Source organism: Bradyrhizobium elkanii WSM2783, from assembly GCF_000472865.1.
GTDB lineage: Bacteria > Pseudomonadota > Alphaproteobacteria > Rhizobiales > Xanthobacteraceae > Bradyrhizobium > Bradyrhizobium elkanii_A.
Genome location: NZ_AXAP01000040.1, coordinates 1 through 20,395, shown reverse-complemented (window position 1 = coordinate 20,395; position 20,395 = coordinate 1). Strand labels below are relative to the sequence as shown.

At 63.9% G+C, this 20,395-nt stretch carries 20 protein-coding genes and 1 tRNA gene; 6 read left to right on the top strand and 15 right to left on the bottom strand.

Annotated elements, in window-relative coordinates:
- Window positions 1-13: 13 nt before the first annotated feature.
- The 9 genes from YY7_RS0129045 to YY7_RS0129005 all read right to left on the bottom strand — a co-directional run bounded on the left by YY7_RS0129045 (window position 14) and on the right by YY7_RS0129005 (window position 11,108).
- Window positions 14-688 (bottom strand): esterase/lipase family protein, encoded by a 675-nt coding sequence (locus YY7_RS0129045; protein ID WP_028166292.1) that lies wholly within the window; start codon window positions 686-688, stop codon window positions 14-16.
- A complete protein-coding gene (locus YY7_RS0129040) occupies window positions 685-1,575 on the bottom strand; it encodes a crotonase/enoyl-CoA hydratase family protein (RefSeq protein WP_028166291.1) in 891 nt (296 codons plus the stop codon). Before YY7_RS0129040 ends, YY7_RS0129045 begins: the two co-directional genes overlap by 4 nt.
- A gap of 152 nt (window positions 1,576-1,727) precedes the next feature.
- Window positions 1,728-3,149, bottom strand: a complete 1,422-nt coding sequence (locus YY7_RS0129035; RefSeq protein WP_028166290.1) for an amidase — start codon at window positions 3,147-3,149, stop codon at window positions 1,728-1,730.
- Window positions 3,142-4,314 carry a M20 aminoacylase family protein gene (locus YY7_RS0129030; protein ID WP_028166289.1) on the bottom strand — a complete coding sequence of 391 codons (1,173 nt, stop codon included), beginning with the start codon at window positions 4,312-4,314 and terminating at the stop codon, window positions 3,142-3,144. The genes YY7_RS0129035 and YY7_RS0129030 overlap by 8 nt, the downstream gene beginning before the upstream one ends.
- A gap of 7 nt (window positions 4,315-4,321) precedes the next feature.
- The gene (locus YY7_RS0129025; RefSeq protein ID WP_028166288.1) at window positions 4,322-5,845 is read right to left on the bottom strand and encodes a M81 family metallopeptidase; all 1,524 of its coding nucleotides are present in this window, start codon (window positions 5,843-5,845) and stop codon (window positions 4,322-4,324) included.
- Between the two features lie 261 nt (window positions 5,846-6,106).
- A complete protein-coding gene (locus YY7_RS0129020) occupies window positions 6,107-7,747 on the bottom strand; it encodes an ABC transporter ATP-binding protein (protein WP_028166287.1) in 1,641 nt (546 codons plus the stop codon).
- Window positions 7,748-7,902: 155 nt separating this feature from the next.
- Window positions 7,903-8,793, bottom strand: coding sequence for an ABC transporter permease (locus YY7_RS0129015; RefSeq protein ID WP_028166286.1), 891 nt, complete (start codon window positions 8,791-8,793; stop codon window positions 7,903-7,905).
- Window positions 8,793-9,734, bottom strand: a complete 942-nt coding sequence (locus YY7_RS0129010) for an ABC transporter permease (RefSeq protein ID WP_028166285.1) — start codon at window positions 9,732-9,734, stop codon at window positions 8,793-8,795. Before YY7_RS0129010 ends, YY7_RS0129015 begins: the two co-directional genes overlap by 1 nt.
- 243 nt (window positions 9,735-9,977) lie before the next feature.
- Window positions 9,978-11,108 (bottom strand): M20/M25/M40 family metallo-hydrolase, encoded by a 1,131-nt coding sequence (locus tag YY7_RS0129005; RefSeq protein ID WP_028166284.1) that lies wholly within the window; start codon window positions 11,106-11,108, stop codon window positions 9,978-9,980.
- Between the two features lie 269 nt (window positions 11,109-11,377).
- Between YY7_RS0129005 and YY7_RS0129000 the strand changes: the two genes are divergently transcribed.
- Window positions 11,378-12,982 carry an ABC transporter substrate-binding protein gene (locus tag YY7_RS0129000; RefSeq protein ID WP_028166283.1) on the top strand — a complete coding sequence of 535 codons (1,605 nt, stop codon included), beginning with the start codon at window positions 11,378-11,380 and terminating at the stop codon, window positions 12,980-12,982.
- Window positions 12,983-13,062: 80 nt separating this feature from the next.
- On the opposite strand, the gene YY7_RS60745 is transcribed toward YY7_RS0129000, so the two are convergent.
- The 4 genes from YY7_RS60745 to YY7_RS0128985 form a co-directional block, all read right to left on the bottom strand.
- A complete protein-coding gene (locus YY7_RS60745; protein ID WP_155255363.1) occupies window positions 13,063-13,218 on the bottom strand; it encodes a hypothetical protein in 156 nt (51 codons plus the stop codon).
- A gap of 92 nt (window positions 13,219-13,310) precedes the next feature.
- Window positions 13,311-13,484, bottom strand: coding sequence for a hypothetical protein (locus tag YY7_RS60740; protein WP_155255362.1), 174 nt, complete (start codon window positions 13,482-13,484; stop codon window positions 13,311-13,313).
- A gap of 334 nt (window positions 13,485-13,818) precedes the next feature.
- A complete protein-coding gene (locus YY7_RS0128990; protein WP_080663895.1) occupies window positions 13,819-14,079 on the bottom strand; it encodes a DUF3551 domain-containing protein in 261 nt (86 codons plus the stop codon).
- Between the two features lie 111 nt (window positions 14,080-14,190).
- A tRNA-Leu gene (locus YY7_RS0128985) sits at window positions 14,191-14,277 on the bottom strand.
- Window positions 14,278-14,485: 208 nt separating this feature from the next.
- Between YY7_RS0128985 and YY7_RS0128980 the strand changes: the two genes are divergently transcribed.
- Window positions 14,486-14,893, top strand: a complete 408-nt coding sequence (locus YY7_RS0128980) for a hypothetical protein (RefSeq protein ID WP_051396988.1) — start codon at window positions 14,486-14,488, stop codon at window positions 14,891-14,893.
- Between the two features lie 9 nt (window positions 14,894-14,902).
- Here the strand turns inward: YY7_RS0128980 and YY7_RS0128975 are convergent, their stop codons facing one another.
- On the bottom strand, window positions 14,903-16,102 hold the full coding sequence (locus tag YY7_RS0128975; RefSeq protein WP_028166280.1) for an FAD-dependent monooxygenase: 1,200 nt from the start codon (window positions 16,100-16,102) through the stop codon (window positions 14,903-14,905).
- A 21-nt stretch (window positions 16,103-16,123) separates the two neighbouring features.
- Window positions 16,124-16,369 (bottom strand): zinc-finger domain-containing protein, encoded by a 246-nt coding sequence (locus YY7_RS0128970; RefSeq protein ID WP_021077734.1) that lies wholly within the window; start codon window positions 16,367-16,369, stop codon window positions 16,124-16,126.
- A 236-nt stretch (window positions 16,370-16,605) separates the two neighbouring features.
- On the opposite strand from YY7_RS0128970, the gene YY7_RS0128965 reads away from it, so the two are divergent.
- From YY7_RS0128965 to YY7_RS0128950, 4 genes are all read left to right on the top strand, one after another.
- A complete protein-coding gene (locus YY7_RS0128965; RefSeq protein WP_028166279.1) occupies window positions 16,606-17,754 on the top strand; it encodes a hypothetical protein in 1,149 nt (382 codons plus the stop codon).
- A 60-nt stretch (window positions 17,755-17,814) separates the two neighbouring features.
- Window positions 17,815-18,567 (top strand): alpha/beta fold hydrolase, encoded by a 753-nt coding sequence (locus YY7_RS0128960; protein WP_028166278.1) that lies wholly within the window; start codon window positions 17,815-17,817, stop codon window positions 18,565-18,567.
- A 251-nt stretch (window positions 18,568-18,818) separates the two neighbouring features.
- Window positions 18,819-19,646 carry a serine O-acetyltransferase gene (gene cysE, locus YY7_RS0128955; RefSeq protein ID WP_028166277.1) on the top strand — a complete coding sequence of 276 codons (828 nt, stop codon included), beginning with the start codon at window positions 18,819-18,821 and terminating at the stop codon, window positions 19,644-19,646.
- A 130-nt stretch (window positions 19,647-19,776) separates the two neighbouring features.
- Entirely contained in the window at window positions 19,777-19,989 is a 213-nt protein-coding gene (locus tag YY7_RS0128950) for a DUF3126 family protein (RefSeq protein WP_027583509.1), read from the top strand.
- Window positions 19,990-20,395 lie beyond the last annotated feature (406 nt).

Genomic DNA, 20,395 nt, shown 5'->3' with positions numbered 1-20,395 from the left:
ATCGACGCCCACTTTACCAATGCGCCGTAAATTTCCCCTCCCGCAGGAACGCAATCGTCTGCGCGATCGCCGCGTCATTGCGCACCAGCCATGGATGTGACGTGCGCACGACAATATGATCGGTCATGCCGTCGAGCTTGGTGTTCGCGACCGACACACGACCGTCATGTGGCCGCGGCAGGAAGGCCGAGGCGACAGGGTAGATTGAGCGGTTCCCGGCGATGATGCCAACCGGATAGTCGATCGGCGGCAGCAGCGCCATGGTCGCAAGATCGCGCAGCGTGCCAAGCTGCTGCCCGGCCGGGCCAAAGAAGGCGCGATACAGCACGACATTCTTCAAGCGGTCCGCGATCTCGCTACCGCCGTTGGGCGTCCCCAGCATCATCACGCGCCCGAGATTGTGCGGCCGGTGTTTGGCGAGATAGACGCGCGCCAGCAGTCCGCCCATGGAATGGCAGACGAAGTGCACTCGGCCACCAAGACGGCCTGCGAAAGTTTCGATCGCGGGATGGATGTCTTCCGCCAGCGCCTCAAGCGGTTTGCGGCGGCTGGCGTAGTCGAGATTGAGCGTTGTATATCCGGCGCGCTCGATCGCGCTTTCCATCTTGCGGAACGAACGCGCGGTCCGGCTGATGCCGTGCAGGAGGACGACGCCGTCCCGTGCTGGCGTCGTCCCAAGTGTGCTCACTTATATTCGCGTTCCTGCCACCACGGGAAATAGTCGGGCATGTCGGACGAGACCTTGTTCTTGAATTGCGCGGGGCGCTTTTCCAGGAACGAGACCACGCCTTCCTTGACGTCGTCCGAACGGCCGCGGGCGTAGATGCCGCGGCTGTCGACCTTGTGCGCTTCCATCGGATCGTCGGCGCCGAGCATGCGCCACATCATCTGCCGGATCAGCGCCACCGAGACCGGCGCGGTCTTGGCGGCGATCTCCTTGGCCAGCGCGCGGGCGGTCGGCAACAGCTCGTCCGGCGGCACCACCTTGCTGACGAGACGGCCGGCAAGCGCCTCCTGCGCGGGGAAGACGCGGCCGGTGTAGCACCACTCCAGCGCCTGCGAGATGCCGACGATGCGCGGCAGGAACCAGCTCGAGGCCGCCTCCGGCACGATGCCACGTTGGGAGAACACGAAGCCGAACCGCGCGGCCTCGCTCGCAATGCGGATGTCCATCGCAAGCTGCATGGTGACGCCGATGCCGACCGCGGGCCCGTTCACCGCCGCGATCACCGGCTTCAGGCTCTTGAAGATGCGCAGCGTCACCTGGCCGCCGCCGTCGCGCACATTGGGATCGCTGTAATCGACCGCGCCGCTCGGCAGCCGCTTCACCGCTCCGCGCCGGGCGTCGCGGTCAAAGGTGTTGGCGCCGGAGGAGAGATCGGCGCCGGCGCAGAAGGCGCGGCCCTCGCCGGTGACGATGATGGCGCGGATGTCGTCGTCCTTGTCGGCGGCATCGAAGGCGTCGATCAGTTCCTGCTGCATCGTCGCGTTGAAGGCGTTGAGCTTGTCCGGGCGGTTCAGCGTGATCGTGAGGATCTGCTCGGCGACCTCGTACTTGATCGTCTCATACGCCATGGTGGTTGTTTCCTTCCTTGTGTCTGTTCGTTGCGTCCCAGCGCAAATCATCGTCATGCCCGGGCTTGACCCGGGCATCCACGTTCTTGCTTTCTCGCAAGCGTATAGACGTGGATGGCCGGGACAAGCCCGGCCATGACGGAGTGCGGAGATTATTTCTCAGGCGGCTGCGGCCAGGGGCGTTGCGGGCCGCGCAGGGCCTCGAAGGCCTTGCCCATGCCGAGCACGCCGATGTCGTCGAAGCGGCGGCCGATGATCTGCACGCCGATCGGGAAACCCTTCTTGTCGTAGCCGCCGTTGATCGACAGCGCCGGGTTCTCCGACATATTCCACGGTACGGTATAGCAGATGTGCTCGAACGGCCTGTCGGGATCGTTGAGCGGAGCGGGGAGCTCGGCCGCGAAGTTCACCACCGGTGAGACCGGCGAGATGATGTAGTCGAAATCGCAGAACAGTTTGGCTGCGGCGGCGCGGATCGCCATGGTCTGGTTGAAGCCGCGGATGACGTCCACGCCCGACAGTTTCGCGCCGGCCTCGCCCCATTTGTAGATATAGGGCAGCACCTTTGCGCGCTCTTCCCCCGAGAGCTTCGAAAGATCGTCCCACATCCGCGCGCGCCAGAAATTGTCGAGACCCTCGAGCATTTGCCGCGTGAAGAAGCCGTCGATCTCGGTGACGACGGCGCCTGCGGATTCGAAGGTTTTCGCCGCCTTCACCACGACGTCGCGCACTTCCTTCTCGAGCGCCTGGCCGACGTCGAGATCGAGCATCAGGCCGAGGCGCATCTTGCGCGGCGACTTCTCCAGCGTCTTCCAGTTGATCTCATGCGCCGGCAGGCTCATGCCGTCGCGGCGATCGGGGCGCGACAGCACGCTCATCATCAGCGCGGCGTCGTCGACGGTGCGGGTCATCGGACCCGCAACGCGGCCGACATAGGGCGGATCGATCGGGACGCGCCCGAGGCTCGGCTTCAGTGCGACCAGGCCGCACCAGCATGCCGGCAGGCGAACCGAGCCGCCGATGTCGGTGCCGAGATGCAGCGGCCCGTAGCCGGCCGCACCGGCCGCACCTGCGCCCGCGCTCGAGCCGCCGGGATTCTTGCTGAGGTCCCAGGGGTTGCGGGTGAGGGGATGGAACGAAGAGAGTCCGGAGGACAGCATGCCGTAATCCGGCATCGTGGTCTTGGCGAAGATCACCGCGCCCGCTTCGCGCAGGCGTGCCGCAGGAGGCGCATCCTTCTCCGCCGGCACGTGCCTGACGCTGGCGGCACCGAGCGGCACCGGCTGGCCTTTGGTGGCGATATTGTCCTTGATCGTGACAGGCACGCCGTCGAGCGTGCCCATCGGCTCGCCGGCCTGCCAGCGGTCGGTCGAGGCCTTGGCCACTGCGCGCGCGCCATCCGGGTCGTACAGATAGAGCGCCTTGATGTGCGGTTCCCACTGGGCGACATGGGCGATCACCTCGTCCAGCACCTCCAGCGGCGAGAACTGCTTGGCGCGGTAGCCCGCGATCAGGTCGGTGGCGGAAAGGTCGTGCAGCGAGGTGACGGCTTCTTCGGGGGCTGGTTTATGCATGGGCACCTACCGGCAAACGAGTCTCGATGATGCGTGCGAACATGCTGGCGCCAACAGGCAGAATCTTGTCGTCGAGGACATAACCGGGATTGTGCACCGGCACCGAGCCATCATGGCCGACCCAGAAATAGGCACCGGGCACCGCCATCATCATGTCGGCGAAATCCTCGCTGCCCATCTTCGGCTGCGAGCGGGTGATGACCTTCGACGGATCGACCACGGTGCGCGCGACCTGCTCGACCACGCGAGACTGTTCTTCCTGGTTGACGAGCACGCTGAAACCGTCGCGGATGTCGACGGTGATTTCGACCTGGAAGGCCGCCGCAATGCCGGCGGAGATCGCGCGCATGCGCTCGCGGATCAGCGCGCGCACCTCGTCGGAGAAGGCGCGCACGGTTCCGCACAGCTTCGCGTCGCCCGGAATGACGTTGTAGGCCGAGCCCGAGTGGATCTGCGTGATCGACAGTACCGCCGCCTGCAACGGATCGACATTGCGGCTGACGATGGTCTGCAGCGCCTGTCCGAGCGTCATCGCGATCACGACAGCATCCTTGGAGCGCTCCGGCATCGCGCCATGCGCGCCATAGCCCTGGATGGTGATGTCGAAGAAATCAGCGCCGGCCATTGCCGGCCCCGGCAGGACCGCGATCTCGCCGTGGTCCAGATCTGGCGCATTATGCAGGCCATAGATCTCGTCGCAGGGAAACTTTTCGAACAGACCGTCCTTGATCATGGCGCGGGCGCCGCCAAGGCCTTCCTCTGCCGGCTGGAAGATGAAATGCACGGTGCCGTCGAAATTGCGGGTTTCGGCGAGATAGCGCGCACTGCCGAGCAGCATGGTGGTGTGGCCGTCATGGCCGCAGCCGTGGAAGCGGCCGGGAATGGTCGAGCGCCATTTCAGGTTGGTGTTTTCCTCCATCGGCAGCGCGTCCATGTCGGCGCGCAGGCCGATGCGCTTGCCGCCATTGCCCTTGCCCTTGAGCACGCCCACGACGCCGGTGCCGCCGAGGCCGCGATGCACCTCGATGCCCCAGCTCGCGAGCTTCTCGGCGACGATGCCGGAGGTGCGGACCTCCTCAAAGCCGATCTCGGGATGGGCATGGAAATCCCGACGGATCGCCGTGAGTTCGTCGGCAAAGCCTTCGATGCGTTCGATGGTGGGCATTTGGTCCTTATCCGGTTGAACGTGATGTGTTGACAGGCGCAAAGGCGGGCCCGTTCGGCTTGATACGAATTCCCGGCCGCAATTTGGTCCACGGCAGCGAGGCGGTGTCGGCCGGCATCGCGCCGGGTGCGGCGCAGATCAAAAGCTTCTCGGCGATCGGCTCGAAATCGGCACGGAAATGCACCGAGCTCTTGTTGACGAGGACCGCCTGCTTGGTCGGCTCGATACCGACATAGCGGTACATCGCCTGGTCGGCGAGCTGCGCCTTGTGCGAGCTGACGACCACTCTGACATCGCCGATGCGCAGGCACGCCGATGGTCCCATGTCCATGTCGCGGCCGCCATAATAGGGACCGGGCGCCACGAACTTTCCATCCGAGAGTTGCTCGACGACGAAGGTTTCCTTGTAGGGCGCATCGCCCGGGATGCCCGACTTGCCGCCGAGCGCGAGCGTTACGGTGGCGCCGACGCCCGCGGCATGCGCCGCCTTCGCCGATTGGGGGTCGTAGATCACGCCGGTTGCGGCGCGGGTCGCATTGTTGCGCACCAATGCGCGCAGCATCCCTGTGGTGTCGGAGTCGCCGCCGGCGCCGGGATTGTCCTGGGTATCGGCAATGATGATCGGCCTGGTCGCGGTCTTTGCCAACTCCATCGCATGGCGGACGCCGTCGTCGGGCGAATAGATGCGACCGTCGAAATCGTCCTCATGGCCAGTGATCAATGCGGCAAGCTTGTCGGCGGCGGCATCGGCATCGGCCTGTGTCCTGCCGTAAGCGAACACGCTCGGGCCGCAATGTTCGAAATCGGCCGCGGGAAAGCCCGGCGCAAAGGACAGGGTCGGCACCGCATCGCTCTCCATCGCGGCGAGCTTCTCGTAGATGCCTCTGGTCGGCTGGTCATTGGTGCACTGCCAACTGATCGGGATCAGGAACGGCAGTTGCCGGAACGCCTTGGCGAAGCGCTGCCTGGTTCCCAGCAGCAGCGCGAGATGCCTTGCGGATGCGCGGCCGGTGTCGGCCATGTCGACATGAGGGTAGGTGCGGTAGGCGATCAGCGCATCGGCATGCTCGACCATCTCAGGCGTGACATTGGCGTGCAGATCGAGACTTGCGACCAGCGGCACGTCCTTGCCGATCACTTTGCGCGCGCGCGCCAAAATCTCGCCTTCGCCGTCGTCGAGATGCTCGGTCACCATCGCGCCGTGCAGGTCGAGATAGACAGCATCGAGCGGGCCTGCACTGGCGATGCCGTCGATCATTTTCTTGACGATACGCTCGAACGCATCTTCGGTCACATGGGCGGACGGGCTGGCGCCGCAGGAGATCGTGGGGATCAATTCCCAGCCATTGGCTTCGGCGGCCTCGACGAAGCCGGCTAGCCCGACATTGATCTTGCGCATCACCTTCAACATGTCGGCGCCGTGCGCCATCGATGGCCAGCCGCCGCCATGCACGAAATCATCATAGGTCGCTTTGGTCGGCGCGAAGGTATTGGTCTCGTGCAGGAAGCCGCCAACGGCGATGCGGGTCATTGATCAGGGTCTCGTAAAGAGGTCATGGGGCGCGACGTTAAGCGTGTCGCTGCGGCCAGCGCAAGCCGCGAAGCATTCCGGATTTGCATGCCGCATGGGCGTTGGGAAGTGGCTGATCTGCCTGGACTAGGCCGTCATTGCGAGGAGCGCAGTGACGAAGCAATCCATGTCCCGGTAAGCGGCGGCATGGATTGCTTCGCGGAGCCCGTCATCGGGCGGCGCGTTCGCGCCGACCCGGTGGCTCGCAATGACGGGTGGTGGCTACTCCGCGGCCTCAGCCACCGGCCGGAAATTGGCAAAATCCCAGCCGCGGCCGGGTGCGGCATCAAGTAGCGCCCTGGTGTAGGCCTCCTTCGGGTGAGTGAGCACTTCCGCCGCCGGCCCCTGTTCGACGACGCGGCCATGCTGCATCACAACGACATCGTCGCAGATTTGCGCCGCAACGCGCAAATCGTGGGTGATGAACAGCAGCCCGATGCCGAGCCGCTTCTGGATCTCATCCAGGAGATCCAGCACCTGCGCCTGCACGGAGACGTCGAGCGCGGACACCGCCTCGTCTGCCACCAGCACCTCAGGGTCGAGCGCGAGCGCGCGCGCAATCGCAATGCGCTGGCGCTGGCCGCCGGAGAACTGGTGCGGATAGCGCGAGATCGCGTCCGCCGGCAAATGCACCAGCTCGAGCAGTTCGCGCGCTTTGCTCAGCGCCTCCTTGTGCGGCATGCCGTAATTGATCGGGCCTTCCGCGATCGACTCGCCGACAGTGACGCGCGGGTTGAGCGAGCGGTAGGGATCCTGGAAGATGATCTGGATCTTCTTGCGGTGCGGCTGCAACAGCCGCCGCGACAATTCGGAGATTTCGCGGCCCACCAGCCGCACGCCGCCGGAGGTCGGGTCGATCAGGCGCACGATGCAGCGCGCCACTGTCGATTTGCCCGAGCCGCTTTCGCCGACGATGCCGAGCGTGCGGCCTTTGCGCAGCGTCAGCGTGACGTCCTTGGCGGCCGCGACCTCGCGGATTTTGCCGAGGAGGGAGCGCTCGCGATAGACCTTGCAGAGTTCGTTGGCTTCCAGCACCACCGGCTCCCTGGTCTCCTCGCGCGGCGGCCGCGGCACCAGGCTCGGCACCGAAGCGAGCAGGTTGCGGGTATATTCCATCGATGGATTGCGCAGGATGCCGTCCAGCGGCCCGCTCTCGACCAGCCGGCCGTGACGCATCACCGCGACGCGGTCGGCGATCTCAGCGACGACGCCCATGTCGTGGGTGATGAACAGCACGGCGGTGCCGTGATCGCGCTGCAGGTCGCGGATCAAGGTGAGGATCTGCTTCTGCGTGGTGACGTCGAGCGCGGTGGTCGGCTCGTCCGCGATCAGAAGCTTCGGCTCCAGCACCAGCGCCATGGCGATCATGATGCGCTGGCGCTGTCCGCCGGAGAGCCGGTGCGGGTAGGAGGCGAAGATGCGCTCCACGTCGGGCAGCCGCACATGCTCCATCATCGCCAGGATCTTCTGCCGCCGCGCGCGGGCGTCGAGATTGGTATGCACGCGCAGGACTTCGTCGATCTGGCGGCCGACCGGTACCACCGGGTTGAGTGCCGTCATCGGCTCCTGGAAGATCATCGCCATCCGCGTGGCGCGCAATTGCCGCAAGCGGCGGTCGCTTGCGGTCAGCAACTCCTCGCCGACCAGCTTGACGCTGCCGCCGGTCGGGATCAGCGAGCCCTTCTGCAACAGGCCCATCACCGTGAGCGAGGTCACCGATTTGCCGGAACCGCTTTCGCCGACCAGGCACAGCGTCTCGCCTTCTCGGACTTGCAGTGAAATGCCGTCGATGATGCGGCTTGCGCCCGGCTTATTGCCGAGGGCGACGACGAGATTGTCGATGTCGAGGACGATGTCGGTCATTCAGTTACTCTCTCGTCATTCCGGGGCGCGCGCAAGCGCGAGCTATGATGTGCAATTGCACATCAGAGAATCCATCGGGCCACAAGTGCAAGCTGAGAAATGGATTCCGGGCTCGCGCTTGCGCGCGCCCCGGAATGACGGAGTAAATGGCTTCATCACTTCCCGCTCCCCCGCTGCTTCATGCGCGGATCGAGCGCATCGCGTGCGGCGTCGCCGATCAGGTTCACGGAGAGGATCGCGATCGATAGCAAGAGGCCGGGCCAGAAGATCAGGGACGGCTTGATCTGAAAGTACGCGCGGCCCTCGGCCATGATGTTGCCCCAGGTCGGCGTTTCCGGCGAGATGCCGGCGCCGAGGAACGACAGGATCGCTTCGGTGAGCACGGCGGAAGCACAGACATAGGTGCCTTGCACGATCAGCGGCGCGATCGTGTTCGGCATCAGGTGCCGCCACATGATCTTTGGCAGGCTGGAGCCGAGCGAGATCGCGGCTTCCACATAGGGCTCCTCGCGTGCGGTGAGCACCACCGAGCGCACCAATCGCGCCACCCGTGGTACTTCGGGAATGGTGATCGCCACCAGCACGGTCCAGACGCTTGCGCCCGACAGCGAGACCACGGCGATCGCGAGCAGGATGCTCGGGATCGCCATCAGGCCATCCATGATCCGCATCATCACCGCGTCGACCCATTTGAAGAAGCCGGAGACGAGGCCGATCACGAGCCCGATGCTGATCGAGAACACCGCCGCACCGAGCCCGATCAGAAGCGAGATCCGGCCGCCATAGATGATGCGTGACAACAGGTCGCGACCATAGGCGTCGGTGCCGAGCGGAAACTCAGCGCTGGGCGGCTTCAGTCGCAGTGCCGGTGCGAGTTGCACCGGGTCATGCGGCGCAAGCCATGGCGCGAAGATCGCCATCAGGATGATCAGCGACAGGCAAATCGTGGCGCCCGTCATGATCGGCGTCGAGGTCAAAAATCCGAATCGTGGCCGCAGCGGCGTCGTGATCGGAAGCGACGACTCGGGAAGGGTATCGATCGCCATCAGTAGCGGATCCTTGGATCAAGCAGGGTATAGGCGAGGTCGATGAGCAGGTTGACGGCGACATAGATGCCCGACGTCAACAGGATCATGGCCTGGATCACCGGATAGTCGCGCGCCAGCACCGCATCGACGGTGAGACGGCCGATGCCGGGCAGATTGAACACGCTCTCGGTGACGACGACGCCGGAGATCAGCAGCGCAAAGCCGCTGCCGATCACTGTGATGACAGGCACCGCGGCGTTGCGCAGCCCGTGCCGCAGCAGTACGCCCATCTCGCCGATGCCTTTGGCGCGGGCGGTGCGGATGTAATCCTCACCCATCACATCAAGCATCGAGGCCCGCGTCATGCGTGCGATCAGCGCGACATAGATGAAGGAGAGGGCGCAAGTCGGCAGGATGATGCGCTCGAAGAACGGACCGAAACCCGCGGTGATGCTGCGAAAACCCTGCACCGGCACCCAGCGAAGGTCGATCGCGAAGATCTGGATCAGCACATAGCCGATCACGAACACCGGCACCGAGAAGCCGAGCACGGACAGTCCCATCACGAAGCGGTCGATCCAGGTGCCGTGCTTCCAGGCCGCGATCACGCCGAGCGGCACCGCAACCACGATCGAAAGCACGATGGTGGAGAGCGCGATCGAGATCGACGGCTCGATGCGCTGGCTGATCATCTTCAGCACCGGCACGTTCGAGATCAGGGACACGCCGAGATCGCCGTGCAGGAGTTTTCCGATCCAGGTGAAGAACTGGATGTGGAGCGGCTCGTTTAGCCCGAGTGAGGTCCTGATCCGTTCGAGCTGCTCCGGCGTCGCATTGTCGCCGGCGAGGATCGCCGCAGGATCACCCGGCGTCAGCCGCAGCAAGAGGAACACGAACAGCGCCACCACGCCCATCACGGGAATAGCGGCAAGGATTCGGCGAAGCAGATATCCCAGCAATGTCGATCCGTCAGATTAGGGTCATTGGGAGTGACGTCGGCCGTTAACCTGAGTTCCGTCACCAGCGTAGCATTTCAGCAATTCCCATGCCATCGGGCGCCGATGCGTCTTCAAACTCCCGTCATTCCGGGATGGCTCCGGAATGACCCGCCACACTTTAGTAGCGTAGCCCGGATGGAGCGCAGCGCAATCCGGGGTCTTCGCTTCCCCCGGGTTACGCTTTCGCTTCACCCGGGCTACAGGTCACTGCAAGGTTGCCAATAACCCTGCCATCAGCCGGCCGCGCTCGGCAAGGCTGTCCACTTCTATATGTTCATTGAGCGTGTGTGCATCGGCACCGCGCACGCCGAGGCCGTCGAGCGTGGGCACGCCCATCGCCCCGGTGAAATTGCCGTCGGAACCGCCGCCCTTGCTGCCGTGGGGTAGCTTCAAGCCCATCCCTTCCGCAAGCGCGCGGGCCTTTTCATAGAGCGCCATGGTGCCGGCATCCGGCTCCCACACCGGGCGGGTGACGCCGCGCGTCACCGTGAAGGTGACGTCGTTCGACGTGCCCGACAGCGCCAGCATGCGCTCGACGCCGCGGTCGAGATCGGCCTGGCGCTTGGCCATGCTCAGCGCTTCGCCGGTGCAGGTGGTGGCGACGCAATTGACCCATTGGCCGCCATGCACGATGCCGACCGAGAAGGTGCAGTCCTCCGTCGTCATGCCGTCGATCGCGAGGATCTGCCGCGCCATCTCACGGATCGCCGAACGGCCGGAAGAGAGTGTCGCGCCGGCATGGCTCGGCCGTCCCGTTGCCTCCAGGTTGAAGCGGGCGATCGCATAGCGGCCGGTGACAACGCCGTTGTCGGCGGTGCCCGGCTCCGGCACCAGCACATATTTATTGCGCGCGGCTTCGGCCTCGATGATGTCGCGCGTCGACGGCGTGCCGACTTCCTCGTCCGGCGTGAACAGCACGGTGATCGGCAATGGTGTCGTGAAGGAGGCGCGGATCAACTGCCGGATTGCTTCCAAGCTTAGATAATTGCCGCCCTTCATGTCGAAGATGCCGGGGCCGAAACATTTGTTGCCTTCGCGCCGCCACTTCAGCTTCTCGAGGGTGCCGACCGGGTGCACCGTGTCGAGATGACCTGCGATCAAAATGCCGGGCTCGCCGAACTTCGGATGGGGAAAGCGCGCGCGCACGCAGCCGGCAAAGCCTTGGCGGCCGGCGATGCGCTCGATCGTCGCACCCATGATCGCCATCTCGCGCGCCGCAAGGTCGAGCATGCGCTCGACGGCGGCGGCGTCCCAGGTCGGGCTTTCGCACTCCACCCAGCTACGCAGGCCCTGCAGCATCACTTCGGAATCAAAAGGAAGATTGGCTGGATTCATGAGGTCCCTCTGTTCGTTGCTGCAGGCGCGTAATGCCGTCAGATCGCGACCGGCGAAATCGGCCTTTCGAAGTTGTAGCGTCAAACGCGGTGAGCCGCACCATTCGTTTGTGTACATCCGATCTCGACCAAAACCGGATTGACGCAATACACGCTTGGTGCAAGTCTCAAATTTGCAGGCCTTGCAGCATGTTAGGTTCGCCTAAATAACGGACCGACTGCACAACGAATAAGCCGGCTTTGATCAGTTTCACGTCAGGAGAGACAGGAATGTTCCAAACGTCCAGTTGGAAGCGCAGGGCGCTGTCGTCAGCGTTATCAATCGTTGCGCTTTCGGTGGCGCTGAGCGCGCAGGCGCTCGCGGCCGGCAAGACCATCACCGCGGTGATGCATTCGGACTTGCGCGTGATCGATCCGATCATGACTACGGCCTACATCACCCGCGATCACGGCTACATGGTCTATGACACGCTGCTCGCGACCGACTCCAATTTCAAGATCCAGCCGCAGATGGCGGACTGGAAGGTCTCCGACGACAAGCTCACCTATACTTTCACGCTGCGCGACGGCTTGAAGTGGCATGACGGCACGCCGGTGACGGCGGAAGATTGCGTCGCCTCGCTGCAGCGCTGGGGCAAGGTCGACGGCATGGGCCAGAAGCTGATGGACTTCACCGAAAGCCTCACCGCGACCGACGCCAAGACCATCACGCTGAAACTGAAGGAGCCCTACGGCCTGGTGCTGGATGCGATCGGCAAGCCGTCCTCGCGCGTGCCGTTCATGATGCCGAAGCGTCTTGCCGAGACCCCGCCGGACAAGCCGATCCCCGAGCAGATCGGCTCCGGTCCGTTCAAATTCGTGCAGGCCGAATTCCAGCCCGGCGTGAAGGCGGTCTATGAGAAGTTCAAGGACTATGTGCCGCGCAAGGAGCCGGCGAACTGGATCGCCGGCGGCAAGGTCGTGAAGGTCGACCGCGTCGAATGGATCACGATGCCGGACGCGCAAACCGCGATGAACGCGCTACAGTCGGGCGACATCGACTTCATGGAGAATGCGCCGCTCGACATGCTGCCGGTGCTGGAGGCGAACAAGGATCTCAAGATCGAGGTTCTCAACAAGTTCGGCTATCAGACGCTGGGGCGCATGAACTTCCTCTATCCGCCCTTCGACAACGTCAAGGTCCGACGTGCGGCGTTCCTGGCGATGAAGCAGAAGGATGTGCTCGACGCACTGGTGGGCAATCCCCAGTACTACAAGATCTGCGGCGCCATCTTCGGGTGTGGCACGCCGCTGGAGACCGACGTCGGTGCCGAGACGCTGGTGAAGGGCAACGGCATGGCGGAGGCAAAGAAGCTGCTGGCCGAATCCGGCTATGACGGCACGCCGATCGTGATCATGGCGCCCGGCGATGTGAGCACGCTGAAGGCGCAGCCGATCGTCGCCGCGCAGTTGCTGCGCGAGGCCGGCTTCAAGGTCGATTTGCAGGCCACCGACTGGCAGACCGTGGTGACCCGCCGCGCCAGCCAGAAGCCACCGAAAGAGGGCGGCTGGAACATGTTCTTCACCAATTGGGTCGCGGCCGACATCGCCAATCCGATCGTGAATGCCTCGGTCAACGGCCGCGGCAAGAATGGTGGCTGGTTCGGCTGGGCTGAGAACGCCAAGATCGAGGATCTGCGCGACAAGTTCGCGCGCGCCTCCTCGCTCGACGAGCAGAAGAAGATCATCGCCGAATTTCAGAAGGAAGCCTACGACCAGGTGCTCTATATCCCGCTCGGCCAGTACCTCAATCCGAGCGCCTGGCGCAAATCGCTCACCGGCGTGCTCGACGGCCCGGCGACCCCGATCTTCTGGAACATCGACAAGAGCGAGTAGGGCGCTTCATCGAATGATAAAGCAAAATGGCCGGGCTCAGCCCCGGCCATTTCATTTGAGCGAGCGGGTTTCGTCCGCGCTCAGCAGTGACTCTCGCGCACCCGTTCCAACCCTTCGTTCAGAAGCGGCGGAGCTGGTTCCGGCAGCGAAGCCGGCCCGCGCGTCTCTTGCTTCTGCTCTTGCGGTTCCGGGTGCTGTTCCGCCGCCTGGTGTTCCTCTGGATAGTCTTTCGCCATGTCATCGCACTCCAATGCTGCATCACAACATTTTCGGCGAGAGAATGTTCCGCACCCGTTGCGCGCACGGCGATGGTCCCTAATGTCCGAATTTACGGAAACAGAGTCATCGTCGCGAAATCGCCGAGTGCCGTGCCTGGCGACATCGAGGCGGCGTACAACGCGACGAGAAACAGCCTCGATAAGAACAGAACACCAATGATGATCGCTACGCGGCCGATCCAGGCTGTCTTCTCCGCAAGCCGATCCTGCTCCGAACTTGCCATCGTCACATCTCCAATCCATACGCGTTGAGATTTGACAGCCGCAAGATTGCGGTCGGCGCGCAAAGACTAGGTTTCGGTGGCAGGCGTTGATGTGATCCCAGCTACACCTGACGGGAACGTGATGAGTGAGCGCGCGCGAGCATGCTGTTGCCTCACCGCAACTCGAACGTTCTCGTGCTCTCGCCAGCAATCAAACGGTGCTGATTTACGCTTTGCGTCGAGTTGTTTCGGACGATCTTGTGAGAGTGGCGTGCAGTGATGCGATCGGATGCATCATGGTCTCAAGGCGGGCTCAAAAAAAATCTGGCTCAAGCGACCGCACGCACGTTCATCTCTACGACCTGCTCGTCCGCCGCTTTTTGCGCGGAATGGGCTTGGCATAGTAAGGATTGACCACGCACTGAGCCGCCCGGCCGGAGGCTGATGCCTGACACTGGGGTATCGAGGTGTAGCGACATTCGAAGTAGTAATCCACCATGCCCTGGTAGATCTGCAGGCAGACCGGATAGTTCGGATCGTAAGTCTGTGCCTGGGCTGGCGTTGTCTTGCCGAGCATAACGACTGCCAGGATAGCCAAAGCCAGAATGCGCATCATGATATCCTCGTTCCTGGTAGGTTGTGGTCTCGGTCCAGACCGCCATGTGCCGGCTGACTTGCCGGCTCTGGTCGTGTCGTCGTAGCCAAAGCGAGATTCGTCTGATTCGATTGGTGCGGGCGGTGGGACTCGAACCCACACGACGTTGCCATCGAGGGATTTTAAGTCCCTTGCGTCTACCAATTCCGCCACGTCCGCGTTCGTCGGGAGAAGGATATCTAGCGCGTTTGGTGACGAAGTGGAAACAGGATAATTGTTGCCGAATACACGTTATTTCAACAGTTTAACGCGTAACGCGACGACGCGACGTCTTGCGTATCGCGCTGCGCGGTGGCCGCCCAGCCTCAATCCCGACATTTCCCGCTGCTTTAGCCAATCTCAACACTTAACCGTTTATCAAGGCGCCATGTCCGTCCGCACCTTCCTCCACCTGCCGCCGCACGCGGCCGTGACCGCCGCGCTGATTGCGCTTGGCGGCCTGCTTTGCGGCTGCGCCCAGATGGGCGAGACGCTCAGCCCGGCCTTTGTCGATCCCGCGAAATACGATCTTTACGACTGCAAGCAGCTCGAGACGGAGCGCGCGGCGCTGACGTCGCGCGCGGCGGAGTTGCAGGGGCTGATGTCGAAGGCGGAGACCGGGGTCGGCGGCGCCGTGGTGGCGGAGGTGGCCTACCGCAACGATTACGTCGCGGTGCGCGCGCAGCAGAAGCTCGCCGAGGAAAACTGGCGACGCAACAGATGCCATGAGACGATCGTGGCGGCGCCGGCGCCGATCGTGCCACCGGCGCCCGCCCGAGGCGCGCGTTCGCGCTGAATCGCGCCTTCACGCCCGCCAATCATAGATCCAGTCCTGCCGCGCCAGCATTCGCTGCGGACCCATCGCCCGGATGACGAGATCGCGCGTCAGCGCCATCGGTCCTGTGAGGTGATAGATGCGCCCTTGTCGCTGCGCGGTGCGCGCCACCCGATCGACGCGCCCGCGGCGCAGCCTGGTGTAGCGCTTCAGTGCCGCGGGAATGCCGGAGATGTCCTCGCCGGTGCAGCCAGAGAGGCAATTGGCAAGCACGGCGGCATCCTCGATCGCCATGCCCGCGCCTTGCGCAGCAAAGGGCAGCATCCCGTGCACGGCGTCGCCGAGCAGGGCGACCGCGCCCGCGCTCCATTCGCTGACCTCGGGCATCGTGAACAGCGCCCAGCGCCGCCATTCCTCGACCGCGCCGATCAGCGTCCGCGCGCTGTCGGGCCAATCGGCGGAGAACGCGTTCTTGATCTCGCCCGCATCGCCGGCCTCGCTCCAGCCCGGCCGGTTCCAGGTTCCCGGCACGATCGCGACCACATTGATCCGTCGTGCTGCGGCGATCGGATAGGCGACCAGATGCGCGTTCGGTCCCATCCAGAGTTGCACCCGCGGCGAGGCGGATTCGCGCGGCAGCGCCTTCGCATCGAGCGTGCCGCGCCAGGCGATCAGCCCGGAAAACCGTGGATGCAGTTCCGGGAACAGGCGGCTGCGCACGGACGACCAGATGCCGTCGGCGCCGATCAGCGCCGCCGCCAGCTCATTCTGCCGCGCGTCGCCGCACCGCGCGGCCACCGTCAGTCCTCTGGCGTGGTCGGCGACATCCTCGAACTGCCAGCCCAGGCGGAGTTCGATGTCGGGATGATCCTCAACCTCTGCCTGCAGCGCTTCTTGCAAATCGGCGCGATGCACCACCCAATAGGGTGAGCCGGCGCGCGTGCTCGCGGCCTCGCCGAGCGGCAGGCGGGCGATCTCGCCACCCGCGCGCGCGCTGAGAACGCTGATCGCTTCCGGCGTCACCGCGCGCGGCGCAAGCCGCGGTTCGAGGCCGAGACCGACCAGGACGCTGCTGGCATTGGGTGAAAGCTGCAGGCCCGCGCCGACTTCCTCCAGCCGCGGCGCCTTTTCCAGGATGACGACACGAAAGCCCTTCGCCGCGAGCGCCAGCGAAGCTGTCAGTCCTCCGATCCCGGCACCAGCGACGACAACGGTGCGCGTGATCGCCACGGATCAATCAGCCATGAGCAGTCAGGCGACTTTGTCCTTCAGCACGCATTCGGGCGGGCGGGCTTCGCCGGCCGCGAGATCGGGCGCGAAGCGATACAGCGTCGAGCAGTAGGGGCAGATGATCTCGTTGTCATTGCCGAGATCGAGGAACACATGCGGATGGTCGAACGGCGGGTTCGCGCCCACGCACATGAACTCCTGCGAGCCGATCTCGATCACCGAGACTCCGGCATCGTTATGGAAGTGCGGGACGACGTGGTCGGACATATCTTCACCTTGGGATGGCAATAACGGACGGACGCAATTTAACGCGATGCGGCACTGCGAAATGCCCGGCACCATACTGGCGGGTGGAGTTGATTCCTAGAGCCCCGACCATCCATTTGCTCATGCAAATTCGACACAATCTTGTCGTCGGAGAGAAGCCCTTCTTTCGTCGGGGCTGTTGTGTCTTAAAAACGGCACACTATTTCCAAGTTGAGCAAAACCCTGGGTTTTATCGAATGAAGCGAGCGCGGGTCAGTATAGGGGTGGCAGGGATGCTGGTGAGCATCGCCGCCGGCGTCGCGCTGTGGCCGTATGCCAGCGACGCGTATGCCATGCTGGCCGCACAAGACGAGCCGGCGCAATTGGCCGACCTGCAGATCAGTTCTGCTTTACGGAATGACGAGCGCCTGATCGAGCAGAATATCGAGCAGGCGCTGGCTGCTGATGACGCCGATCTCGCCAACAGCTTTCTCGAACTCGCGCGTGAGAAGAATGTCGCAATCAGCGATGGACTGACCACGCGCGTGAACGATGCGGTTGCGGAAGCGAGCTCGACCTCGCATGTCGCCAAGCGCTTTGCCACCGGCCTCGTCACCGGCACCGCGGACGATCTCGCCAGCCTGTCCGGCACGGTCGCGGGTGATCTTTTTGTTTTCGGCGATGTCAGGGATGTCGTGCGCGAAGGCAAGCATCTGGCGATGGGCGAGGAGACCGATCATCTCATTCTTGGCCTCGCCGCCGCCGGCCTTGCAGTGACGGCTGCGACCTATGTTTCCGTCGGCGGTGTCGCGCCGGTGCGCGCCGGGCTGTCGCTGGTGAAGGATGCGCGCAAGGTCGGCCGGATCAGCGAGGGGCTCTCGGCCTGGGCCGGCCGCTCGGCGCGCCAGGTCGTGGATGCGCCGATGCTGCAGGAGGCGATGGCCTCGGCTTCGGCGCTCCGTCCGGGCCAGACCATGACCGCGATCAAGGCGGCGTTCCGCGTGGAAAAGGCCGGGGCTCTGGTTCGCCTTGCCAAGGATGTCGGGCGCATCGGCGAAAAAGCCGGCACCCGCGGCGCGCTGGAGACGCTCAAGATCGCGGAGGGACCGAAGGATGTCGCGCGCGCCGCGCGGCTCGCGGAAGCGAAGGGCAGCCAGACCCGGGCGATCCTGAAACTGTTCGGCCGCGGCGCGCTGCTGCTTGCCGCCGGCGCCTTCAACCTCACTATGTGGCTGTTCGGCGCGCTGCTGACGCTGTTCGGCTTCCTGTCCTCAATCAAGGCGACCACCGAACGCCTGACGCTGGCATGGCTGCGCCGGAGCAAGGCGCGGCGCTTGCGGAAACAACTCGCGATGGCACAAGCGCCATCCGAGGCTGCGATGGCGGGCGCTACCGCCTGCCGCTAAGCTCTGCGGTCGTTCGCCGGTCGTCAATCCAAGAAAATCCCTCAAACAACGGAAGGCGCGATGCCGAGTTTTCATCACGGCGCTGTTGAGATCGCCTATCTCGACGAAGGCGAGGGCGATCCGATTTTCCTCGTGCACGGCTTTGCCTCGAGCAAGAACGTGAACTGGGTCTATCCCGGCTGGGTCTCGGAACTGCGCAAGGATGGCCGCCGCGTGATCGCGCTCGACAATCGCGGCCACGGCGAGTCCGCCAAGCTCTACGATCCCGCAGAGTACGACATCGCCGTCATGGCAAGCGACGTGATCGCGCTGATGGATCATCTCGGCATCCCGCGCGCGGATATCATGGGTTATTCGCTGGGCTCGCGGATGACGGCGGTGCTGGCGCACGACGAGCCGCAGCGGTTGCGCTCGGCAATTCTCGGCGGCATCGGCATCGGCCTGATCGAGGGCGGCGGTCCCGGGGAGAACGTAGCTGTCGCGCTGGAGGCGCCCTCGCTGGAGGATGTCACCGATCCGGTCGGTCGCACCTTCCGTGCCTTCGCCGATCAGACCCGCTCCGACCGCTCTGCGCTCGCCGCCTGCCTGCGCGGCTCGAGGCGGCTGATGACACGGCAGGAGGCCGCCGACATCGACGTGCCCGTCCTGATCGCGGTCGGCAGCAATGACGAGATCGCGGGCTCGGCCGAAGCGCTCGGCCGCGTCATCCCGCGGTCGCAAGTGCTTGCCATCCCGAACCGCGATCACATGCGGGCGGTGGGCGACAAGGTCTACAAGACCGGCGTGATCGACTTCCTGTCGCAAAGAGAATGATCTTCTACGCCAGGAGAATGTTCTTCTACGGAAATCGAACTTAAGCCTGCTTGATTTCCGGCAAATGCCGACCAATTGGATGTGACGTCTCCGCATAGCGGTTAAGCGAGGCTTATCCTTTGCCGAACCGCACCGGGACAAACGTCGCTCAACCGTGCTATAGCGCACACCGAAACTGGGGCATGATCCGGAAAAGTGGGGACCGGTTCTCCAAGAAGATCATGCTCTGCAAAGATCACGCGAGGCCAGCCATGGCAGTGCATCAGGTCAATCCGCAAGGCGGCAAGCTCGCCGCGCTCGATCCGATCTGGGACCGGATCAGGAGCGAGGCCGAGGAGATCGTTCGCCGCGAGCCGGAGCTTGCCACCTTCATCTATTCCGCGGTGCTGCATCACGAGCGCCTGGAAGATTCGATCGTGCATCGGCTGGCCGAGCGGCTCGACCATTCGGCGCTGTCGGGCGATCTGATCCGCCAGACCTATGACGAGGCGTTGCGTGATGAGCCCGATATCGGCAACGCCTTCCGCGCCGATCTCGTCGCCGTCTACGACCGCGATCCCGCGACCTCGCGCTTCATCGACCCCTTGCTCTACTTCAAGGGCTTCCATGCGCTGCAGACGCATCGGCTCGCACACTGGCTCCATCTGAAGGGCCGCAAGGATTTTGCTTCTTATCTGCAGAGCCGCTCGTCGGAAGTCTTCCAGACCGACATCAATCCAGCCGCCAAGATTGGCCGCGGTATCTTCCTCGACCACGCTACCGGTTTTGTCTGCGGCGAGACCGCCGTGATCGACGATGACGTTTCGATCCTGCATGGCGTCACCCTCGGCGGCACCGGCAAGGAGAACGAGGATCGCCATCCGAAGATTCGCCATGGCGTGATGATCGGCGCCGGCGCCAAGATCCTCGGCAATATCGAGGTTGGTCATTGCGCGCGCATCGCCGCGGGCTCGGTCGTCGTCAAGCCGGTACCGCACAACGTCACGGTCGCGGGCGTACCGGCGAAGATCGTGGGGGAGGCCGGCTGCGCCGAGCCGTCGCGCACCATGGACCAGATGCTCAACGCGATCGGGCTTTGATTTCACTCGTGTTTCGCGATCGTTTCGATTGCAAATATTAGATTGTGCCAGAGCCGAAAAGGCTCTGGCGATTGCCGCCGTCCCGTCCTAAAACTCCGTCCCAAATCATCGATCCGATTGGAGACCGCCCGTGGACGTTCAGGAAGTCAGGAAACTTGACGCATATCTCAAGCGCGTCTTCGGTAATCCGAAGATCCGCGTCGTGCCGCGGCCCAAGAAAGACGACTCCGCCGAAGTCTATATCGGCGAGGAGTTCGTCGGCGTCCTCTTCGTCGACGATGAAGACGACGATCGCTCGTTCCAATTCCAGATGGCGATCCTCGAAGAGGATCTGGCTGAGTAGGCCTGCGCCGGCCTGTAGTCCGTAGGGCGGGCAAAGCGCAGCGTGCCCACCATCCACGGGCGATGCAAGAAAGGTGGGCACGCTTCGCTTTGCCCACCCTTCTGTAACGGGCCTTGCTCAGTCAATCCCTTTTTGCGTCATCCACTCGCCGGGGTCTCGCTTCTGTACGGGGTCGGTGCAAGACCGCCACCTGATGGGGTTGGAGAGGATCGGTCGGCCAATCTACAGGAGCGTGGTTACGAGCCACCTGGTGGGCAACGGCCTGACCTGATCCATCGTCCCGGCGAAGGGACTTCGCTTCGAGAAGGCCTGGTGTGGTGACCCGCCCGAAAACCTGGTGTGCGCCTCCCTGTCAGGCTGCCGCCGCGGCGGCGTTGAACGGGGTTTGATCGACCAGCATGCGATG